General features: G+C 71.6%; 16 protein-coding genes and 1 pseudogene. 9 read left to right on the forward strand and 8 right to left on the reverse strand.

Translation table 11 applies throughout. The features are described from left to right. Nucleotides 1-24 precede the first annotated feature (24 nt). Nucleotides 25-2,508, forward strand: coding sequence for a DNA topoisomerase (ATP-hydrolyzing) subunit A (locus tag EDC02_RS08045; RefSeq protein ID WP_123601402.1), 2,484 nt, complete (start codon nucleotides 25-27; stop codon nucleotides 2,506-2,508). Nucleotides 2,509-2,557: 49 nt separating this feature from the next. On the opposite strand, the gene EDC02_RS08050 is transcribed toward EDC02_RS08045, so the two are convergent. The 5 genes from EDC02_RS08050 to EDC02_RS08070 are packed head-to-tail and all read right to left on the reverse strand — an operon-like array spanning nucleotide 2,558 to nucleotide 7,216. Further along, entirely contained in the window at nucleotides 2,558-3,475 is a 918-nt protein-coding gene (locus EDC02_RS08050; protein ID WP_199757544.1) for an aldo/keto reductase, read from the reverse strand. Between the two features lie 51 nt (nucleotides 3,476-3,526). Continuing rightward, a complete protein-coding gene (locus EDC02_RS08055) occupies nucleotides 3,527-4,810 on the reverse strand; it encodes a glycosyltransferase 87 family protein (RefSeq protein WP_233606359.1) in 1,284 nt (427 codons plus the stop codon). A gap of 50 nt (nucleotides 4,811-4,860) precedes the next feature. Continuing rightward, nucleotides 4,861-5,499, reverse strand: coding sequence for a trans-aconitate 2-methyltransferase (locus EDC02_RS08060; protein WP_123601403.1), 639 nt, complete (start codon nucleotides 5,497-5,499; stop codon nucleotides 4,861-4,863). Next, the gene (locus EDC02_RS08065; RefSeq protein WP_233605797.1) at nucleotides 5,499-6,209 is read right to left on the reverse strand and encodes a polysaccharide deacetylase family protein; all 711 of its coding nucleotides are present in this window, start codon (nucleotides 6,207-6,209) and stop codon (nucleotides 5,499-5,501) included. The genes EDC02_RS08060 and EDC02_RS08065 overlap by 1 nt, the downstream gene beginning before the upstream one ends. Next, nucleotides 6,206-7,216, reverse strand: coding sequence for a glycosyltransferase family A protein (locus tag EDC02_RS08070; RefSeq protein WP_123604606.1), 1,011 nt, complete (start codon nucleotides 7,214-7,216; stop codon nucleotides 6,206-6,208). Before EDC02_RS08070 ends, EDC02_RS08065 begins: the two co-directional genes overlap by 4 nt. Nucleotides 7,217-7,535: 319 nt before the next feature. On the opposite strand from EDC02_RS08070, the gene EDC02_RS08075 reads away from it, so the two are divergent. From EDC02_RS08075 to EDC02_RS42735, 8 genes are read left to right on the forward strand one after another with little or no spacing between them, the layout of a single operon-like run. Then, nucleotides 7,536-8,852, forward strand: coding sequence for an aspartate aminotransferase family protein (locus tag EDC02_RS08075; RefSeq protein ID WP_123604607.1), 1,317 nt, complete (start codon nucleotides 7,536-7,538; stop codon nucleotides 8,850-8,852). Next, on the forward strand, nucleotides 8,846-9,889 hold the full coding sequence (locus EDC02_RS08080; protein ID WP_123601404.1) for an NAD(P)-dependent oxidoreductase: 1,044 nt from the start codon (nucleotides 8,846-8,848) through the stop codon (nucleotides 9,887-9,889). Before EDC02_RS08075 ends, EDC02_RS08080 begins: the two co-directional genes overlap by 7 nt. Before the next feature lie 13 nt (nucleotides 9,890-9,902). Further along, nucleotides 9,903-10,913 carry a UbiA prenyltransferase family protein gene (locus EDC02_RS08085; protein ID WP_123604608.1) on the forward strand — a complete coding sequence of 337 codons (1,011 nt, stop codon included), beginning with the start codon at nucleotides 9,903-9,905 and terminating at the stop codon, nucleotides 10,911-10,913. Between the two features lie 30 nt (nucleotides 10,914-10,943). Next, nucleotides 10,944-11,954 carry a glycosyltransferase family A protein gene (locus tag EDC02_RS08090; RefSeq protein ID WP_123601405.1) on the forward strand — a complete coding sequence of 337 codons (1,011 nt, stop codon included), beginning with the start codon at nucleotides 10,944-10,946 and terminating at the stop codon, nucleotides 11,952-11,954. Between the two features lies 1 nt (nucleotide 11,955). Further along, entirely contained in the window at nucleotides 11,956-12,975 is a 1,020-nt protein-coding gene (locus EDC02_RS08095; RefSeq protein WP_123601406.1) for a glycosyltransferase family 2 protein, read from the forward strand. After that, complete coding sequence (locus EDC02_RS08100; RefSeq protein WP_123601407.1) at nucleotides 12,972-14,105, forward strand: endonuclease/exonuclease/phosphatase family protein; 1,134 nt, start codon at nucleotides 12,972-12,974, stop codon at nucleotides 14,103-14,105. Before EDC02_RS08095 ends, EDC02_RS08100 begins: the two co-directional genes overlap by 4 nt. Next, the gene (locus tag EDC02_RS42730; protein WP_158632095.1) at nucleotides 14,102-15,175 is read left to right on the forward strand and encodes a glycosyltransferase family 2 protein; all 1,074 of its coding nucleotides are present in this window, start codon (nucleotides 14,102-14,104) and stop codon (nucleotides 15,173-15,175) included. Before EDC02_RS08100 ends, EDC02_RS42730 begins: the two co-directional genes overlap by 4 nt. Beyond that, nucleotides 15,172-16,218 (forward strand): lysylphosphatidylglycerol synthase domain-containing protein, encoded by a 1,047-nt coding sequence (locus EDC02_RS42735; protein WP_370461433.1) that lies wholly within the window; start codon nucleotides 15,172-15,174, stop codon nucleotides 16,216-16,218. Before EDC02_RS42730 ends, EDC02_RS42735 begins: the two co-directional genes overlap by 4 nt. Here EDC02_RS42735 and EDC02_RS42740 read toward each other — a convergent pair. The 3 genes and pseudogenes from EDC02_RS42740 to EDC02_RS08120 all read right to left on the reverse strand — a co-directional run bounded on the left by EDC02_RS42740 (nucleotide 16,193) and on the right by EDC02_RS08120 (nucleotide 20,543). Then, nucleotides 16,193-17,389 carry a tetratricopeptide repeat protein gene (locus EDC02_RS42740; RefSeq protein WP_370461523.1) on the reverse strand — a complete coding sequence of 399 codons (1,197 nt, stop codon included), beginning with the start codon at nucleotides 17,387-17,389 and terminating at the stop codon, nucleotides 16,193-16,195. The genes EDC02_RS42735 and EDC02_RS42740 overlap by 26 nt on opposite strands. A 9-nt stretch (nucleotides 17,390-17,398) precedes the next feature. Then, nucleotides 17,399-19,273, reverse strand: a pseudogene (locus EDC02_RS42745) (BTAD domain-containing putative transcriptional regulator); the annotation flags it as partial. A 289-nt stretch (nucleotides 19,274-19,562) separates the two neighbouring features. Further along, nucleotides 19,563-20,543, reverse strand: coding sequence for a sporulation protein (locus tag EDC02_RS08120; RefSeq protein ID WP_123601410.1), 981 nt, complete (start codon nucleotides 20,541-20,543; stop codon nucleotides 19,563-19,565). Nucleotides 20,544-20,547: the final 4 nt, after the last annotated feature.

Genomic DNA, 20,547 nt, shown 5'->3' on the forward strand with positions numbered 1-20,547 from the left:
CGAGGAAGCGCTGGAAACGTAGAGATGGCACGCAGCAAGAGCAAGCAGTCCGGGGTCGACCTGTCCGCGTTCGACCAGGCGGGCGCCCGGATCCTGGACAACCCGCTGGAGACCGAGATCCAGGACTCCTACCTGGAGTACGCCTACTCGGTCATCTATGCCCGGGCCCTGCCCGACGCCCGGGACGGGCTCAAACCGGTGCACCGGCGGATCCTCTACTCGATGAGCGAGCAGGGGCACCGCCCCGACCGGGGCTACGTCAAGTCGGCCCGGGTGGTGGGCGATGTGATGGGCAAGTTCCACCCGCACGGCGACACCGCGATCTACGACGCGATGGTCCGGATGGCGCAGCACTTCTCGCTCAACGTGCCGCTGGTCGACGGGCACGGCAACTTCGGATCCCCCGACGACGGTCCGGCGGCCAGCCGCTACACCGAGGCGCGGATGTCCCGCCCGGCGATGCTGCTCGTCGGCGAGCTCGACGAGGAGACCGTCGACTTCAAGCCCAACTACGACGGCTCGCTGACCGAGCCGAAGGTGTTGCCGGCGGCCTTCCCGAACCTGCTGGTCAACGGGGCGTCCGGGATCGCCGTCGGGATGGCGACCAACATGATCCCGCACAATCTCGGTGAGGTTGTCGCGGCCACCCGCTGGCTGATCCGCCATCCCGACGCGAGCCTCGACAAGCTGATGGAGTTCGTCCCCGGCCCGGACCTGCCGACCGGTGGTCTGCTGCTCGGCCTCGACGAGGTGCGGCGCGCGTTCGCCACCGGGCGCGGGGTGGTGCGGATGCGCGCCAAGGTGCAGATCGGCCTGCTCGAGGGCAGCCGTGGGCGGCAGGCGATCACGGTGACCGAGCTGCCCTACGGGGTGGGCACCGAGCGGATCATCGAGAAGATCACCGAAGAGGTCAACAAGACCAAACGGTTGCAGGGCATCGCCGACGTCAAGGACCTGACCGACCGGGAGAACGGCACCCGCCTGGTCATCGAGTGCAAGATCGGGGTCAACCCGCAGGCGTTGCTCGCCGATCTCTACCGGCTGACCCCGATGGAGCAGTCGTTCGGCGTGAACAACCTGGTGCTGGTCGACGGGCAGCCGCGCACGCTCGGGCTGAAGGAGCTGCTGGAAGCCTTCCTGGCCCACCGGTACGACGTCGTCACCCGACGTAGCCTCTACCGACGGAGCCGCCGCCAGGACCGACTGCACCTGGTCGACGGTCTGCTGATCGCCCTGCTCGACATCGACCGGGTGGTGCGGCTGATCCGTGGCAGCGACGACGCGCAGGCGGCGCGGGACGCGCTGATGGCCGAGTTCGGGCTGACCGCCGTGCAGGCCGGCTACATTCTGGACACCCCGCTGCGTCGGCTGACCCGGTTCGACCGGATCGAGCTGGAGGCCGAGCAGGATCGGCTGCGTGGCGAGATCGCCGAGCTGTCGCGGATCCTCGACGACCCGGCGGCGCTGCGGAAGCTGGTCTCCGATGAGCTGGCCAAGGTGGCCAAGCAGTTCGCCACCCCCCGGCGGACCACCCTCGTCGACGGCGACCTCAAGGAAGTGCTGGCCGCCTCGGTCCCGGCCGGTCCGCTGGAGGTCGCCGACGACCCCTGCCAGGTGATCCTGTCCGCCACCGGGCTGGTCGCCCGCACCGTCGCCGAGAGCGAGGAGTCGGTCGAGGACGCCCGGCGCAACAGCCGGGCCCGGCACGACGCGGTGCAGGCCGTGGTGCCGGCCACCGCCCGGGGCCAGGTGCTGCTGATCACCAGCACCGGGCGGGCGGTCCGTACCGACGTCCTGCCGTTGCCGGTGCTGCCGCAACGGTCCGGAACGGTGTCGCTGTCCGGCGGGATGCCGGTTGCCGAACTGCTGCCGTTGAGCGCGGGTGAGCAGGTCGTCGGCCTGGCTCCGGCCACCCAACGGGACACCCCGGGACTCGCGTTGGGTACCCGCCACGGCGTGGTGAAGGTGTGCGCGCCGGACTGGCCGGTACGCGCCGACGAGTTCGAGGTGATTGGTCTGCGCGACGGCGACGAGGTGGTCGGGGCCAGTTGGCTGACCGACGGCACCGAGAGCCTGGTGTTCGTCACCACCGACGCGTCGCTGCTGCGGTTCGCCGCGAAGCTGGTGCGTCCGCAAGGGCTCAAGGGGGGCGGCATGGCCGGGATCAACCTCGCGGCCGACGCCCGGGTGCTGTTCTTCGCCGCCGTACGGACCGACGACCCGGCGCACGGCGAGCCGATGGTGGTCACCTCCACCGGGCCCAACGTCAAGGTCACGCCGTTCGCCGAGTATCCCGCGAAGGGCCGGGCCACCGGTGGGGTCCGGGTGCAGCGGTTCCTCAAGGGCGAGTCGGGGCTGGAGCTGGCCTGGGTGGGTTCCCGCCCGGTCGGTGCCACCCGGTCCGGGGAGTCGGTGGCGCTGCCACAGCTCGATCCGCGCCGGGACAGTTCAGGCACCCCGGTGATGCTGGCCCCGCAGGTCGTCGGTCACCTGCTGGAACGCGGCTGACCACCGGCCGCCGGTCTAATGCCGGCGGCCGATCACCGACCCCGACCGGTCACCAGCCCAGCGGGGTGGCGGCCAGCCGGCGGTCGTACCAGGCGCGGATCGCGGCGACGGTGTCCGCCGGCAGCGGGCCGTCGGCGGCGCCGGCGATGCTGCTGGTGAGCTGCGCGACCGACCTGGTTCCCGGGATCACCGTCGACACCGCGTCGTAGCTGAGCAGGAAACGCAGCGCACCGGCGAGCACCCCGACGCCAGCCGGCAGCAGCGACCGGAACTCGTCGACCAGGCCGGCGCGCACCGCGACGTCCTCGCGCGACCAGCGGTCCCGGACGCCGGCGAAGACGCTGTCGGCGTGGTACCGGCCGGAGAGCCAGCCGGATTCCAGCGGCACCTTGACGATCGTGCCGGCACCCCGGTCGCGGGCCCGGGCCACCGCCGGCCACGGCTCCTGGTAGAGCGCCGACAACCGGACCTCGAACGCGGTGGACTCACTGGTGGACAGCACCAGATCCAGATCGGCGCTCCAGTCCACCGAAGCACCGTACGCCTGGATGACGCCCTTGTCCCGTAGCCGTTGCAGCACCTCGTAGTGGTCGCTGCGGCTGCCGTCGAGGATCTCCGGTGGCGGGTTGTGCAGCACCACGATGTCGACGTGGTCGACGTTCATCCGGCGGGCGCTGCGCTGCACCGACGCCTCGATCTCGGTGGCCGACCAGTTCTCGGTGCCGTCGGGCAGATAGCCGAACTTGGTGCAGATCACCGCCTCGTCCCGCCGTCGGCCGGCGAGGGCCCGGCCGACGTTGGGCTCGCTGTGGCCGTCCGCGTAGCCCGGTGCGGTATCGATGAAGGTGACGCCGTGGTCGAGTGCGGTGTGTACGATGCGTACCGCCTCGGCCTCGTCCGGCCCGCCCGGCCAGTGCGACGAGCGGCCCAACTGCCAGGCACCGAGACCGATGGCGCTAACCTGCATCCCGGTTGAACCAAAGGGTCGTGTCTGCACGAACGCACCTTTCACCTCGGATCACTGTTGACTGTTCGACAGCGTATCGACATCGATACGCGTGCGTGGCCCCGGCGCGGCTGCCTCGGCCGGCCCTACCGCTGCCGCCGCCCGCCGCCCGGGTCCGGTCCGGTCCGGCCGTACCCGCCAGCCGAGCAGCCCGAGCCCACCGAGCGCCAGCAGCACGTACAGGTTGCTGTAGACCAGCCCGGGCCCGGAGAAGTGCAGGTCCCACCCGCCCGGACTGGCCAGTACCCAACTGGTGCTGCCCACCAGGACCAGCCAGCCGGCGGCGGCCGTGAAGGTCGCCGACCGGCGGCCGTACCACCGTTGGTCACCGACGAGGACCAGCAGCGCCGGCACCCACCACACCCAGTGGTGGTGCCAGGAGACCGGGGAGACCAGCAGCCCGGTGGCGGCGCAGGCGAGCACCGCCAGCAGTTCGTCGCCGGCACGTGCGCAGCGGACCGCGACGGTCATCCCGGCCGCGCCGACCAGCACCGCGACCACCAGCCACGGCAGACCGGGCCGTGGTACGTCCAGCACCCGGGTCACCGCGCCGGACAACGACTGGTTCAGGATGGTCCGAGGGTCGCCGGTGACCCGGTCGGTGTCCAGCAGCCCGCCGGTCCAGAACCAGGTCGAGTCGGTCTGCCGCCAGGCGAAGCCGACGCCGATCGTGGCGGCGAACGAGACGGTCGCGGTGGCGGCGGCCCGCCACCGCCCGGTCAGCACCAGGTAGCCGATGAAGATCAGCGGCGTGAGTTTGATCCCGGCGGCGACACCCACCCCGAGCCCGTGCCATCGGCCGCCCCGGCCGGCGACCAGGTCGACCAGCACCAGCCAGGTCAGCAGCAGTCCTACCTGGCCGACCTGCAGGTGGCCGGCCACCGCGAAGATCGGCAACGCGCCGACCAGGCCGCTGACCGTCCACATCGGCCCTCGTCGGACGGGCGGCCCGATCCACCGCAGGGTCAGCCGGATGATCGCGACCAGCACCACCAGGCTCGCCGCCGTCCACCCCGCGACGGCGACCGGCATCGCGGCCACGGCCAGCGGCTGCATCAGCAGCGCGGCGAACGGCGGATAGGTGAAGCCGAGCGCGATGCCGTCCGGGGTGTGGTGGACCGCCCGGTACAGCTGCCCGTCACCGTCGGCGGCGGCGACCGCCCCCGCCCGGTACGCGGCCAGGTCACCCCAGAACAGGCCGGTGGTGTGGTGCAGCACACCGGCGGCGACGCCCAGCACAGCGGCGAACGCCCCGGCGAACAGCCAACTGCGTACCGCCGGTCGTCGGTAGCCCACCGGCGCGGCCCCTGCGCGGGCCACGTCCGCCGGCAGGGCATCGCGGGCGGTCACGACCGGCCGCTACTGCGCGCCGGATCGGCGGCACCCAGCACCAGAACGCTGCCCGCGCCGGCCGCCCCGCCGACGAGTTCGTCGTGCACCGGCAGCCCGCAGCTACGGGCCCGGGACAGCAGTTCGCGGCCGGTGTCGGTGGTCCCGTCGTACACCCAGACCAGCACCCGGCCACCCGCTCGCAGCAGGCCGGCCGCGCGGTGCAGCAGACCGACCGCGTCGTCGACGCTGAAGTAGTAGAGCACCTCGCGGAACAGGACCACGTCGTAGCGCTCGTCGGTCCGGTACGTCAACAGGTCCGCGGCCTCGAACGAGGTGTCCGGCCGGCGCAGCGCGCGGGCCCGGCGGATCGCCGCCCGGCTGATGTCGACACCGTGGTAGTGCCGGTACCCGCCGGGCGGTAGCGCAAGATTGACGGTCGTACCGCAGCCCAGGTCCAGGATGCGTGGTCGCGGCGTGACCCGTTGAGCGAGTTCCAGCGGGGCACGGTCACGCCCCTGGTCGAGATACCGCCACAACCCCAGCGCGTACTGCAGGTCCCACATCACGGCGTTCACCCGGGGGTACGGGCGGACCAGCACCGTCAGCGGCCAGTTGAACGCCCGGGCGGCGAGCCGGAACAACGGGTGGGCCATCACGCCTCCTCGGCGGTGGTAGGGCGGTCGGGGACCGGGACGAACCGCAGCCCGCGATCCAGCAGCCGGGGGATCACGGTGCCCAGCGCGGCGACCGTCTGCGAGCGGTCACCGCCGCCGTCGTGGCAGAGCAGCACATGGCCGGAGCCGGCGCGCGACAGGGTACGGGTGATCTGGCCGACGCCGGGTTCCTTCCAGTCGCTGGAGTTGACCGTCCAGTCGACCGGGGTCAGCCCGGCGTCGACGGTGGCCGCCAGCACCCGCGCCGACCAGCCGCCGCTCGGCGCCCGGAACAGCCGGGCGGCGACCCCGGTGGCGTCATGGATCCGCTGCTGGGCATGGTTGATCTCGCCGTGCAGCCGGTCGGCGTCGAGCGCCGCGAACGGCATCGGGTGGCGCAGCGAGTGGTTGCCGATCCGGTGGCCGGCGGCCACGATCCGGCGGGCCAGTTCCGGATGCTCGGCGACCCGGTCGCCGATCAGGAAGAACGTCGCCGGCACCCGGTGCCGGGCGAGCAGATCCAGCAGCGCGGGAGTCCAGCGGGGGTCCGGACCGTCGTCGACGGTGAGCGCGACCTCGCCGGCCCCGACCCGGAACACCGGCCAGCTGCGCCGCGCCGACGGGGTCACCGGCCGGAGCCGGTGAAAGGTCCGTACGCCGAGAAAGCTGGCCTCCAGCGCTTTCGCCCGCAGGATCGGCAGCTGGTTCACCGGCTCGTCCCCGGGGCCAGTCGACGGGTCGGGCCGAAGTCCGAGTCCAGCAGGAAGCGCACCCCGCCGACTGTGCCGCCGCAGACGATGGCCAGGTGGACCAGGAAGTGCAGGCCGAGGAACAGGGCGAGGAACGCGGTACCCCGTTCCCGGCGGACGAAGCCGGCCAGCCCGGGGTCGGCGACGGCGAACCAGGCCAGGGCGAGCCCTGGCAGGGCCAGCAGCACCGGGGTCAGCGCGGCCAACGGCAGGGTACCGAGCACCGCGGCGGCGGCCAGCACCCCGCCCGGCCGGTTGGCCCGCAGCCCGGCGGGGCCCCGTTCCCGTACCGCCACCGGCACCAGCATCTGGGAGCGGCCGAACTGCTTGCGCAGCATCGGCCAGAGCCGGCTGTCGTCGTCGTGCCGGCAGGTCACGTCGGCGGACAACCAGATGCCGTGCCGGTCGGCCATCCGATCGCTCAACTCCACGTCCTCGGAGGCGCGGAGCCGTTCGTCGAAGAACCCGATGTCGTCGAAGACCGAACGGCGGACCGCGCACAGCGCGAAGATCGCGGTGCGTACCCGGCCGGTGTTGCGCACCCGCCAGTAGTGGGCGTGCAGCAACCGGTACGCCTCGACCGGGCCGTCGTCGTACAACGGCTGGGTGAGGTAGACGCCGTGGACACAGTCGATGCCCGGCTCGTCAGCCATGATCCGCAGCGCGGTGGCGATCGCGGTCGGCGTCGGCGCGCAGTCGGCGTCGACGAAGAAGACCACGTCGCCGGTGCTCGCCTTGATCCCGCGGTTGCGGGCGGCGGCCGGGCCGCTGTTGACCGGGGTCTGCAGCAGCCGTACCGGGAACCGCCGGGCGATCTCCCGGGTCCGGTCGGTGCTCGCGTCGTCGATCACGATCACCTCCACCGGCGGGTGGGTCTGTCCGTACACCGCGCTCAGGCAGGCATGCAGGGTCCGTTCGCTGTTGTAGGCGGGGATGACGACCGATACGTGCGGGGGCACGGACACCACCTTGTCGAATGTCGGGACCGCCGGGAAGTGTGTCACCGTGACTGGCCGAGACGATAGTCGTAGTGACGATGGCGGTCAATTGGCGGTAGCTCGTCGTCCAGTGCGGCTCCAGTCACCTTACAGTCGTCGTTCAGCGCCGGTCGGCACAATTGCAAGGGCTCCCGGTGGTGCTCCGTGTCCGATTCGGTGTCGCCGCCAGTTCTGGAGAAAGGGCCGATAGGTGTCTGATCTGTTCACCGTCGATGATTGTGACGAGCTCTCCGTCAAACAGGTGCACGATCTGTACCGGCGGTACGTCAACCGGAGCCAGGTCGGGCTGATGACGTCCTTCGGTTTCGGTCGGGAACTGGTCGACCGGGCCGAAGGCGCCTACCTGTACCTACGGGACGGCCGTCGCATCCTCGACTTCACCGGCGGAGTCGGGGTGCTCAACCACGGGCACAACCATCCCCGCATCCTGGCGGCGCGCCAGCGGTTCGCCGAGCGGCAGCGGATGGAGGTGCACAAGACCTACTTCTCGCCGTACGTCGCTGCGCTGGCCCACAACCTGGCCGAGGTGCTGCCCGGTGACCTGAACATGTCCTTCCTGCCGAACTCGGGTGCCGAGGCCGTCGAGGGCGCGGTCAAGCTGGCCTACAAGCACCACGGTGGGCGACGGAACACCATCCTGCGCGCCGACATCAGTTTCCACGGCAAACTCCTCGGCTCCGGCAGCCTGACCGGCGGAGCGCAGAACCATTTCAAGTTCCCCGGCATCTCTGGTGTCGTGACCTTCGGCTATGACGACCTCGAATCGGTACGCGCTGCGATCGCCGCGCATCCCGACGATGTCTATGCCATCCTGATCGAGCCGTTCAGTGCCTCCACCATGCGCTGGTGCTCTGAGGAGTTTCTGCGCGGTCTGCGTGACCTGTGCACCGAGCACAAGATCGTGCTCATCTTCGACGAGATCTACACCGGCTGGGGAAAAACCGGTAGCCTGTTCTACTTCATGCGCTATCCCGGACTCCTGCCGGACGTGCTGACCACATCGAAGTCGTTCGGCGGCGGCAAGTCGTCGATCTCGGCGTACGTCGCCCGGGAAGCAATTTTCCGCAAGGCGTACGACAACCCGATGGACGCGCTGATGCATTCCACCTCGACCACCTACTACGGGTTCGGCGAGGAATGTGCCACCGCGATCGAAGCGGTCAACATCGCCGTCGAGGACGACTACCCGGGTCGGGCCCGCCGGATCGAGCAACTGCTGGCGCCCGGCCTGCGCCGGATCGCCAAACAGCACCCCGACGCGGTCGCCGACGTCGCCGGCTCAGGCGCGCTCTGGGGGGTGTTCATCGACGGCGGTCCGCGGGTGCTGGACCTGGCCGCGAAGCTGGCACCCGCCGGCCTGGCCCGGGATCCTCAGCTGCGGACCAAGGTGGTCACCTGCGCGGTGATCAACGCGCTCTACCGCGACCACGACATCTACTCCTACTACACCCTCAACGGCGCCAGCCCACTGGTGGTCGGCCCGCCGTTGGTCGCCTCCGACGACGACGTCGAGTATTTCCTGGACAGCCTGGACAAAGTCCTCGATCAGGGCCTCACCCGGCTGCTGACCCGGTTCGTCGCGCAGAAGGTCGGCTCGCTGTGGTGATCGCCGTGACCGGGGCGGCCGGCATGCTCGGCTCGTCGGTGGTGGCCCGGCTGGTCGCCGACGGCGTCGACGTGGTCGGACTCGACCTGCGGGAACCCGCACCCGGCACCGCCCCGCCCGGCTATCGGCACTTCACCGGCGACGTGCGGGACCCGGCCGCGCTGCGGCAGGCGCTGACCGGAGCCGCCGCGGTCGTGCACTGCGCCGCCGCGCTGCCCAGCTACCCGGCGGCGCAGATTCGCTCCATTGTGGTCGACGGCAGCCGGGCGGTACTGGACGCGGTGCGTGCCGCACGGGTGCCCCGGCTGGTCTACATCTCCTCCACCGCGGTGTACGGCCTGCCCCGGCAGGTGCCGACGCCGGAGGAGCACCCGTACGCCCCGGTCGACCCCTACAGCACCGCCAAGGCGGACGCCGAACGGCTGGCGGTCGGCTACCGTGACGCCGATCTGGTGCTGCCGGTGCTGCGGCCGAAGACGTTCCTCGGCCCCGGTCGGATGGGGCTGTTCTCGATGCTGTTCCAGTGGGCCCAGGAGGGACGCAACTTCCCGGTGCTCGGCGACGGCCAGGTCCGGATCCAGATGCTGCACGTCGCCGACCTGGTCGAAGCGGTGGTCACCGTGCTGCGGGCACCGGCCGAGGTCGCCAACGACACGTACAACATCGGCGCCGCCGAGTTCGGCACGCTGCGCGAGGACTTCCAGGCGGTGCTGGACGCCGCCGGGCACGGCAAGCGGGTCGTCGCACTGCCGGCCCGGCCCGCGCTCGCCGCCCTCGGCCTGCTGGAACGCACCAGGCTGTCCCCGGTGTACGGCCGGCTGCTGCACAAGCTGATGGATGACTCCTACGTGGACATCGGTCGGGCCCGGCAGCGACTCGGGTTCAGCCCTCGGTACAGCAACCGCGACGCGGTGCTGGAGACGTTCCGGTGGTGGCAGGGACAGCGGACGAGCGGTACGCCGGCCGGTGCCAGCGGCCGTACCAGCCGAGACCCGTGGCGGCAGGGTGTGCTCGCCGCCGCCAAGGTCTTCTTCTAGCCAGGAGGTGCCGATGCCCGCTGTCGAGGTCGCGGCCGAGCCGACATCGGTGTCCACGACACCGGTGGCGCCACCGGGCGCCCACCCGACCCGGACCGGTCGGTCCGGGTGGACGGCGCGCGGCGCGGCCGCCCGGATGGGGCGGACCACCGCCGACCTTGCCGCGCTGACCCGGCCGCAGCAGTGGCCGAAGAACCTGCTCGCCGTGCCGATCGCGCTGCTGGACGCTCCGGTCTGGACCGCCGCCGCGCTGGGCCGGGTCGGTTGGGCGGTGCTGCTGTTCACCCTGGCGTCGTCGCTGGTGTACGTGGTCAACGACGTCGCCGACCGGCAATTGGACGCCGGTCACCCGTCGAAGCGGTCCCGACCGGTGGCCAGTGGCCGGGTCTCTGCGGGCACCGCCTGGCTGTTCGCCGCCACGCTCACCGCCGCACTGGCGGCCGGCGTCGTCGCCGGACCCGCCCTGGCCTGGTGGCCGGTCGCCGGCTACCTCGTGCTCAACCTGGCGTACAGCCGGTGGCTCAAGCACGTCCCGCTGGTCGACATCTGCGTGGTCGCCGCCGGCTTCGTGCTGCGGGTGCTGCTCGGCTACGCGGCGACCGCCGGCCCGGTCTCGGCCTGGCTGCTGACCACCGTCTTCGCCACCTGCCTGCTGCTGATCCTGGGCAAACGCCGGCAGGAACTCGCCGTCGACGGCGCCGCGCACCGCCCGGCGCTGCGCGGCTACAACCTCAACCTCGCCGACCAACTGCTCACCGTGAACGCCACCGTCGCGGTCATCGGCTTCCTGCTCTACCTGCACTCGGACGCGCCGGTCGGTGTGCACCGCAACGCCCTGCTGCTGAGCGCCGTACCGCTCGTGCTGTTCGGGATCTCCCGCTACCTGCAGGCGGTGCTGGTCCGCCGGGGCGGCGGCGACCCGGTCCGGACCGTACTGCGGGACCGCCTGATCGTCGTCGCCGCCGCGTTGCTCGCCGCCAGCGTCGGTATCGCCCTGCTCGCCGCCCAGTACCCGTCGTTCTAGCGAATCCTTTCTCGAAAGTGGTCTCTTTCTATGCCTGACCCGCTCGTGTCGGTCATCGTGCCGAACTACAACTACGCCCGGGCGCTGGGGCTGTGTCTGTCCGCGCTGCGCGCCCAGACGTACCCCCATCTGGAGATCATCGTCGTCGACGACCGCAGTACCGACGACTCGGTGGCGGTGGCCGAGTCGTACGGCGTGCGGGTCGTGCAGACCCCGGTCAACGGTGGTCCCTCGGTGGCCCGCAACCTCGGCGCTGCCAACGCCAACGGGGAGATCCTGTTCTTCGTCGACTCGGACGTGGCCGCCAAACCCGACGCGGTGGCCAACGCGGTGGCGCTGCTCACCGAACGGCCGGAGATCGGTGCGGTGTGCGGCAACTACGACCCGGTGCCGCTGATCCGCGACAGCCTGGTCGAGGAGTACCGCTGCATGCAGCAGTCCTACTGGCTGATCGCCGACGAGGGGCGGATCTACACCATGTACACCGCGCTGCTGGCGATGCGGGCCGAGGTGTTCGCCGAGATCGGGCCGTTCAACCCGCGGCTGCGCGAGACCGAGAACGCCGACTACGGGTTCCGACTGGCCCGCCGGTACGAGATCTGGTTGACCCCGGCGGTGCGCGGCGTGCACGACCACGACCACGAGCTGCGGGTGATGATCCGCAAGGTCTTCACCCGCACCATGCTGCACATCCCGATGTACGCCCAGAACCCCACCTTCCCCGGCGGGCTGCGCAGCGGCCCACGGGCGTGGAGCAGCGTCGCCGCGCTGCTCACCGTGCTCACCGCCGTACTGCCGCTGCTGCTCGGTCCCTGGTGGAGCGTTTTGCCGCTGGCTGCGCTGGCCGGCTTCGTCGCCTGCGACTGGCCGATGTACCGGTTCGTCGCGGCCCGTCGCAACCCGCTGTTCGTCGGCTACTTCGTCGCCATGCACTTCCTGCTGAACGTGGTGATGGGCGTCGCCGCGGCCGTCGGTTTCGCCAGCTACCTCACGTCGCGGGCGTTCCGGCGGCTCTACGACAAGCCGGCCGAGGCGGTGTGACATGTCGACTCCACTGGTCTCGGTGATCGTGCCGAGCTACAACTACGCTGACTCGCTGGCGGTGTGCCTGCAGGCGATCGCCGACCAGACCTACCCGGCGATCGAGGTGCTGGTTGTCGACGACCGCAGCACCGACGACTCGGTGGCGGTCGCCGAGGCGCAGGGCGTGCGGGTGATCGCGCTGGCCGACAACGGCGGCTGCGGCCGGGCCCGCAACGTCGGCGTCGCCAGCACCAGCGGCGAGATCCTGTTCTTCGTCGACGCCGACGTGGCGATGGCCCCCGACGCGGTCGCCGAGGCGGTGGCCATTCTGCAGGCCGAGCCGGGGGTCGGCGCGGTCTGCGGCATTGAGGACCCGGAGCCGCTGCTGCACGACACCGCCGTCGCCCGCTACCGGGGGCTGCAGTACCACCACTGGTCGGCCAGCGGCGAGGGCAACGTCACCTTCCTGTTCCCGGCGATGTGCGCCATCCGGCGTCGCGTCTACCAGGAGGTGGGGCCGTTCAACCCGGCGTTGAAGCAGACCGAGGAGGTCGACTACGGGTACCGGCTGTCGCGCCGCCACCAGCTCCGGTTGACCTCCCGGGTCCGTGGCCGGCACGACCACGACCACCAGCTGGTGCCGTTGCTGCGCAAGCTCTTTCACCGGGCCCGGCTGCGAATCCCGCTGTACGCCCGGGCCCGCCGGTTCGCCACCGGCTTCGAGACGGCGTCGCGGGCCTGGGGCAGCCTGGCGGCGGCCGCCGCGGTGCCGGCGGTGGTATTGCCGGTCCTGCTCGGTCCGCTGTGGTCGGTGGTGCCGGTCGGGTTGTTCGCCGCGTCGGTCGCCGCCGACCGGCCGATGTACGCTCTGGCGCACCGGTTGCGCGGAGTCCGGTTCCTGGCCTTCTTCGTCGCGGTGCACTTCCTGGTCAATGTGACCATCACGGCGGGAGTGGCGGTCGGTACGCTGCAGTGGCTGGTGTCCCGGCCGTTCCGGCAGCTCTACGACAGCACCTTCCCCGCGGAGGCCACCGTATGACCGCTCAGGCTGCCGCAGCCGAGGCGCCGACGGCCACCGGCGGCGGCGCAGCCGAGCCGGGGCCAGGGCCGGGACCGTGGGGACGGTGGTGGCGGCGTTGGCTCGGCCGGGTGTTCCTGACCGGCTCGGCGGCGTGGCTGGCGTACGTGCTGGCCCACCGACTGCTCAGCGGCCGAGTCTGGTGGTGGGTGCTCGCCGAGCTGATGCCGCCGGTGATGTTCGTCGCCGTACCACTGCTGTTCGCCACGGCGGCGGCCGGCTGCCGGCGGACCCGCCGCCCGGCGGCGCTGATGTGCGCCGTGTCGCTGCTGGCCGGCGTCGGGCTGGCCGGAATCAACCTGCCCGGTCCGCTGCGGTCGGCGCCGCAGGTGCCGCCGGACGCGCTGCGGGTGGTCTCCTGGAACACCGGCTACTGGCACACCACCGACCGGGCCGACGACTTCTACCGGATGCTGCGGGACCAGCGGGCCGACGTCTACCTGCTGCAGGAGTACATCGCCGAGGTCGACGGCGTGATCGTGCCGATCGACGACCTCGAGCGGCTGCGCCGGGAGATGCCGGGTTTCCATCTGGCGGTCATCGGCGAGCTCGTCACCCTGTCCCGGTACCCGATCGTCGAGCAGACACCGCTGGAGGCCGACGGGCTTCCCCCGGCCCCGGACGACTTCACCGACTTCTGGCGTTACCAGGTGCTCCGTACCGACCTGCGGGTCGGCGACCGAGTGCTGTCAACCTACAACGCGCACCTGCCGGTGCCGTTGTGGGCCGGCGGCCCCGGCCTGTTCACCGGGGAGTTCCACCGGACGATTCGGGAACAGCATCAGCGCCGCGTGCCGCAGTTCCGGGCGCTGGCCGCCGACGTGGCGGACAACGACAACCCGGTGGTGCTGGCCGGGGACCTGAACACCAGCCCCGCGATGGGTGACCTGCGCCGCCTGCCGCCCGAGTTGCGCGACGCCGAGTCGGTCAGCCGGTCCGTCTACCTCGCGTCGTGGCCCACCGAACAGGTGTCGTCCTGGCGACTGGACTGGGCGCTGGTCTCCACCGGGGTCACCGTGCACCGGTACGAGTTCGGCGACGCCCGCGGCATGTCCGACCACCGGCCGCAGACGCTGTGGGTGTCGTGGTGACCGGGCACCCGACGGTGTCGGTGGTGATCCCGACGTACAACAAGGCAAAGACCCTGGCCGACTGTGTGCGGGCGGTGTACCGCCAGACCTGCCAGCCGGTCGAGGTGATCGTGGTCGACGACGCCAGCACCGACGGATCCCGGGAGATCGCCGCCGGGCTGCCCTGCAGGCTGATCTGCCTGCCCACCAACCAGGGGGTGTCCGCCGCCCGCAACGCCGGTGCGGCGGCGGCCATTGGTGAAGTGCTGTTCTTCGTCGACTCCGACATCGCGCTGGCGCCGGACGCGATCGGCAACGCGCTGCGGGTTCTTCGGGAGCATCCCGGGTGCGCGGTCGTGCAGGGCATCTACGACGCGGAGCCGCTGGCCGCCGACGGCCCGGTGGAGATCTACAAGACCCTGTTCGAGCATTACTGGCGGCGGCAGCGTGACGGTGTCGCGGATGCGACGTTGTTCGCGTTGACCGCGATCCGGCGGCAGGCGTTCGACGACGTGGGCGGCTTCGACGAGCGGCTGCGCGACGCGGAGGACATCGAGTTCGGCACCCGACTGCCCGCCCGGTACGAGATCCGGATGAGCGCCGACGTGGTGGGCCGGCACGACGACGTCGACCGGCTGCGGCCGTTCCTGGCCGAACACGTCCGCCGAGCGGTCAGCTACGGGGCGTTGCTGGCCGGCGTGCTCGCCGCTGACGACCGGCGTCGGGTGCACCGCGCCGATGGGCACCGGCCCGACACCGCGCGTCCCGCTTCCGGCGTCGACGTCGGTGCGGTGGCCGCGATGCTGTGCTGCGCGGCGACGGCCGTGACCCTGCCGCTGGCCGCCGTCGCCGGCTGGCTGTTGGCGGTGCCGGCGGCCACCTTCACCGCCTTCACCCTGGTGGACGGGGCCCTGTTCCGCTTCGTTCGGCGCCGGAAGGGAAACCGGTTCCTGGTGTACTTCGTCGCGATGCACTTCCTGATGCACACCACCCAACTGGCGGGGATGACCGTCGGATTCGCCGCCGGGCTGGTGCGCTCGACCCGTCGCCGACCGGCCCGGTCGGCGACGGCACCGGAGACGGGCCGGTGACCGGCCGGGCCGACGAGGCCGGTGGCACGGTGCCGGGCCGTCCGCAGAGCGCGGTGCCGTCGTCCGGCCGGTGGGGTCGTTGGTTGCGGGTGGCGAACCGGGTGTTCGTCGTCGTGTTCATCGCCCTGCTGGTGGTCGGACTGATCACCGTGCTGCGGACCCAGGACTGGGCACCGGTCCGCGAGCTGGCCGGGTCCCTCGACCCGGTCGCCGTCTACCTCACCGTCGGCGGTGCCTTCGCGGTCAACTGCGTCGGGCTGGTCTTCGGGGTGCTGTCCTGGCGGGCGCTCTTCGTCGACCTGGGCGCCCGGGTCGACACCTGGACGGCGGCCCGGATCTTCTTCGTCGGCTTCCTCGTCAAGTTCGTGCCCGGGCGCTTCGTCGCGTTGCCGGTGCTGGTCCGGATGGGCAAGGCGGTCGACGTCGGTCCGGTCCGGCTGGCGTCGGTGTTCGTGCTCAGCTGGAGCATCGTCGCGCTCACCGGGCTCACCGTGGGGATCGCCGCCGGCCCGTCGGTCGCCGGCGGCGGGATGTGGTGGATAGCCGCCGCCGCGTTGCCGGTTGCCATCCTGCTGATCCGGCCCGACCTGCTCGATCGCGGTATCCGGCTGGCCGCCCGGGTGCTGCGCCGGCCCGCGCCGCAGGTCCGAGCCTCAGCCGGTGGGGTGCGTCGGTCCATCTTGGCGCAGGCGCTGTCCTGGATCATCTCCGGCCATCACTTGTGGCTGCTTGCGGTCGTCGCCGGGGCGCCGGCCGGCCGGTCGTACCTGATCTGCGTCGCCGGGTTCGCGCTGGCCACCGTCACCGGGTTGCTGGTGATGGTCGCGCCGGACGGCATCGGGGTACGCGAAGCGGTGCTCGCATTGGCTCTCGCGTCGGTGATGCCGTTGCCGCTGGCCGGCACCGTGGTGCTGGCCAGCCGGCTGGTCTGCGTGTGCAGCGACGTCGCGGTCGGAGCCGGCGGGCTGCTACTCGCCCAGTACCTGCACCGGCGGCGAAGGGCGACCGGCACCGTGCTCACCGACCCGGTGCCGGTGCGCTGACCGCGACCGGGGCGGTGCCGGGCCCGGTGCCGCCCCGGTCGCGGTCCGCCGCATTCAGCCGGGCCCGGATCTGCTCGGCCTCGGGAGCGCCGATCGCACTGAAATGGGCCAGCGCGTGGCACCAGTGGTCCCAGACGTCGTCGGGGGTGTTGCCCCGGTCGGTGGCCGTTCGTCGCCGGTCGGTGTCGGCCAACCGCTGCCCGGCACGGGCCAGTCCGGCGTGTGCCCGGGCCTGCTGCGTCCGGTCGCCGATCTGCGCGGAGATCGACAGCGCCTGCCGGTAGTGGTCCCGGGCCGCGGTGGCGTGACCGACCTCCATCAGCGCGTCCGCCAGTCCGACCAGCGCGGACGCCGCACCCATCGGCTGACTGGTGTCCCGGTAGATCTCCAGGGCCTGCCCGTGATGGTCTGCGGCGGCCCGGAAGCTGCCCAGCCGGGCATGCAACTGGCCCAGCGAGTCCAGCGCGAACGCCAACCCCACCCGGTGCCCGATCCGCTGGCACAGGACGATCGCGTCGGACAGGTGATCGGCCGCCTCGGCGTAACGGCCCTGCAGTACGGCGATCCAGCCGAGGTTGCCCAGCGCCATCGCCTCGCCGTGCGCCTCACCGGCCTCCCGCAGCAGGCCGAGGGCCTCCCGCAGATGGGCGGTGGCCTGGTCGTACTGGCCCTGCTGGCCGTGGAAGACGCCGAGGTTACCCAGTGCCCGGGCCTTCCCGGCACGTTCGCCGGTCTGCCGGTAGAGCACCAGCGCGCGCTGGAGATGGTCGGCGACCAGCTGCCGGTGCCCCTGCATCCCGTACACCACGGCGATGTTCGTCATCATGTGTGCCTGCGAGTCCCGGTCACCGATGATCTCGGCCGCGAGTAGACCGTGGTGGTGCACGGTGACCGCATCCGGGTAGTGGCCGGCGCCCTCCAGGTAGCGGAAGATGGTGAGTACCAGACGCCGGGCATGTTCCGGCCAGCCGTTCCCGGCGGTGTGCACGACGGCGCCGACCAGGTTGGCCCGTTCCTGCTCCAGCCAGGCCCGGGCCGCGGCGGCGTCGAGCAGCGGCCGCGCCGCGACGCTCTGGCCGGTCACCGCCGGCCGCCGGTGTCGCTCGGCGGGGAAGAGCAGGTCCATGGCGGTCGCGGCGGTGTGCAGGTAGTGGTCGAACAGGACGGTCATCGACCGGTGCCGGTCGACCGGTGACTCCTGCTGGCCGGCGAGGTCCACGGCGTACGCCCGGAGCAGGTCGTGCATCCCGTAGCGGTGGCCGGGCCCACGTTCGATCAGGTGGGCGCGGGCGAGCAGCTCGAGCAACCGGCGGGCGTCGGGCACCGAGGTGGCGGTGATCGCGGCGGCGGCGTACGGCTCCAGATCAGACCCGGGATGCAGCCCCAACAGCCGGAACGCGCGGGCGGCGTCGGCCGGCAGATGCAGGTAGGACCAGGAGAACACCGCGCGTACGCCGGTGCGCCGGTCGCCACCGGCGTCGAGCAGATCGAGGCGCCGATGCTGATCGGCGAGCTCGCGGACCAGCTCGACCAGTGGCGCGGTGGGGCGGGTGGCCGCCAGCTCCGCGGCCACCCGCAGGGCCAGCGGGAGACGGGCACAGTGCGCGGCGAGGACCGCGGCGGCGGTGTGTTCGACGGTGGCCCGGGCACCGATCAGTCGGTGGATGAGCGCCACCGCCTCAGCCAGCGGCAGCGGATCGAGGCCGACCCGGCGGGCGCCGTGCCGGGCGACCAGCCCGGCCAGCGAGTCCCGGCTGGTGACCAGGACGAGACAGGACGGCGAGCCGGGCAGCAGCGGCCGGACCTGCTCCGCCGACGCCGCGTTGTCGAGCACCACCAGCATTCGCTGTCCATCGGTCAGGCTGCGGTAGCAGGCCGCCCGTTCGTCGAGGTCCAGCGGCAGGTCCGGACCGGCCACGCCGAGGGCCCGCAGGAAGCCGGCGAGCGCCTGGCCCGGGGAGACGGGCTGCTCGGCGTCGTAGCCCTGCAGATCGACGTAGAGCTGGCCGTCGGGGAACCGGTGCCGGACCCGGTGCGCCCAACGGACGGCGAGTGCGGTCTTGCCGACGCCAGCGGTTCCGGACACTGCGGCGACGGTCACCCCTGACGACCGGTCCACGTCGTCATCGGTCCGCCCCTGGGCGTCGTCGAGCAGTTGGTCGAGCTCGGCCAACTCGGTGACCCGGCCGGTGAAGTCCGGGATGTCGGCCGGCAGCTGGGCCGGTGCCGGCGCCGGCACCGGTTCGGGCGCTGCCCGGCCGGGTTCGCCGCCCGAGGGTCGGGCATCTGGGGCTGCGGTCAGCTCGTCGTCGTGCAGCAGCGCGGTGTGTGCGGCGGTCAGCTCGGGCCCGGGATCGACGCCGAGCTCGTCGGTCAGGTGCCGGCGCACCCGGTGGTACGTGTGGAACGCCCGGGCACGGTGTCCTGCGGCGTGGTACGCCCGGATCAGTCGGGCCTGGGCCGCCTCGTCCAGTGGCTGTGCGGCGGCGGCCTCCTCCAGAGCGGGCACCGCCTCGGCGGCCCGCCCGGCGGTGATCATGATGTCGCCGTACCTTGCCAGGGCGGTGTGCCGCTCCTCGAGCAACGCGACGACCCGGGGATGCTCGGCCAACGTCGGGATGTCGGCCATCGGCGGGCCGAGCCACAGTCCGAGGGCCTGTTCGAGTTCGTCGGCCGCACGACTCAGCTCGCCGTTGCGCTGCAGACCGGCTGCGGCGGCGAGCCGGTGGCGGAAGACCCCCGCGTCGACCTCCGAGGCGGGTAGCCGCAGCGCGTAGCCGTCCCCGACCTGGGGGAGCACCGTGCTCGGAGCGCGGGGCGGCCGGTCGGGTTCGAGCCGTCGCCGCAGGTGTTTGATGTGGGTCTGGATCACGTTCCGGGCAGTCGGTGGCGGCTGCCGGTCGGCCCAGACCGCATCGGAGATCTCTGCCGCTCGCACCGGTTGTCCGGCGGCGATCGCGAGCAGTCCCAGGATGGCCCGTTGAGCCGTTGGTCCGAGATCCAGTTGTTCACCATCGCGCCAGGCGCAGACCTGACCGAGGACCCGGATACGCAAAGTCGTCACCCTCGCCGGTCGTACCGAATGCCGCCGCTCGGAACGGGTTGGCCGTGTACGTCGGTCGGCTGGGCTCAACCTACGTCTATGTCGCTCGGCAATGCAACGCTAGCTCTCGAATGACCCAGTCGAATTGCCGAATCGTCGGTTATCGGGTGTCCGCAGTGGAGAATCAGGATGTGGGTCGGATCTCTCTCCGTCGCGTGTCGGGTACTGCGGTGACCTGGTGGCATCGCCCGTGTCGCCGGGCGTTGGCGCCCCGCCCGGAGCGCCAACGCCCGGCGGATGGTCACTCCTCCTCGAACTCCTCACCCGAGTCCTCGTCCCCGCCGAACGAGTCGAAGACCTCGCCGGCGATCATCCCGCCGGCGAAGCCGAGCGCGGCGCCGCCGACCGCGCCGGCGACGACGCCACCCATTCCCGACCCGCCATGGTGTCCTCCGTGATGCCCGCCGTAGTGCCCACCGGGCGCGCCGTACCCGCCGATCAGCGACTGGCGCTGGGAGAGCGCCTGGCGTACCCAGGTGTCGACCTGGGCGGTCCAGTCCACCTGGTCGGCGTCTGCGTGGCTGACCCGGTATCGGCCGTACGAGTCGTGCCCCGGCCGGAAGAGACCGCCGCGCTTGTCGAACTCCAGCACGACGTCGACGCCGTACTCGCTGGCCACGAAGGTCAGCTCGACCTCGTTGATGCCGCCGGCGTACTGGGGTGCGGCGTAGTACTCGATCTCCTGGTAGAACGGGAGGGTCTGGGGCACGCCGTGCAGCCGCCCGTACTCCAGGTCGGCGCCCTTGAAGGCGAAGCCGAGCCGGGCGAACGCCTCCAGGATGTGCTCCTGCAGCGGCAGCGGGTAGATGTGCACCGCGTCGAGGTCGCCCCGGTCGATCGCCCCCGGGATGGCGACCTCGGTCCGCAGACCCATGGTCATGCCGTGCAGGCGCTGCCCGTAGAGGTCGGTGACCGGGGTCTCCCACGGCACCGGGAACTGGAAGGGCAACGACAACTGCTGGCCTTCGCGCAGGTGGATGCCGCCGGACACGGGGAACCGGTGGAACTCGGCCAGGGCGTTGTGGTCCTCGCCGCCGGCCTCCACCTCCACCCGGGTGACCAAGCTGACCGTGATCTGGTCCAGCTGCACGTCGTGGCTGCCGCCAGTGATGTTCACCTGCCCGGTGAGGGCCAGGCCCGGCCGGGTGTTGGGGTTCTGCAGCACCGTGTCGACGCTGGGAGCGCCGATTCCCAGAGCACCCAGCATCTTCTTGAATACCACGTAC

The sequence above is a fragment of the Micromonospora sp. Llam0 genome, assembly GCF_003751085.1.
GTDB lineage: Bacteria > Actinomycetota > Actinomycetes > Mycobacteriales > Micromonosporaceae > Micromonospora_E.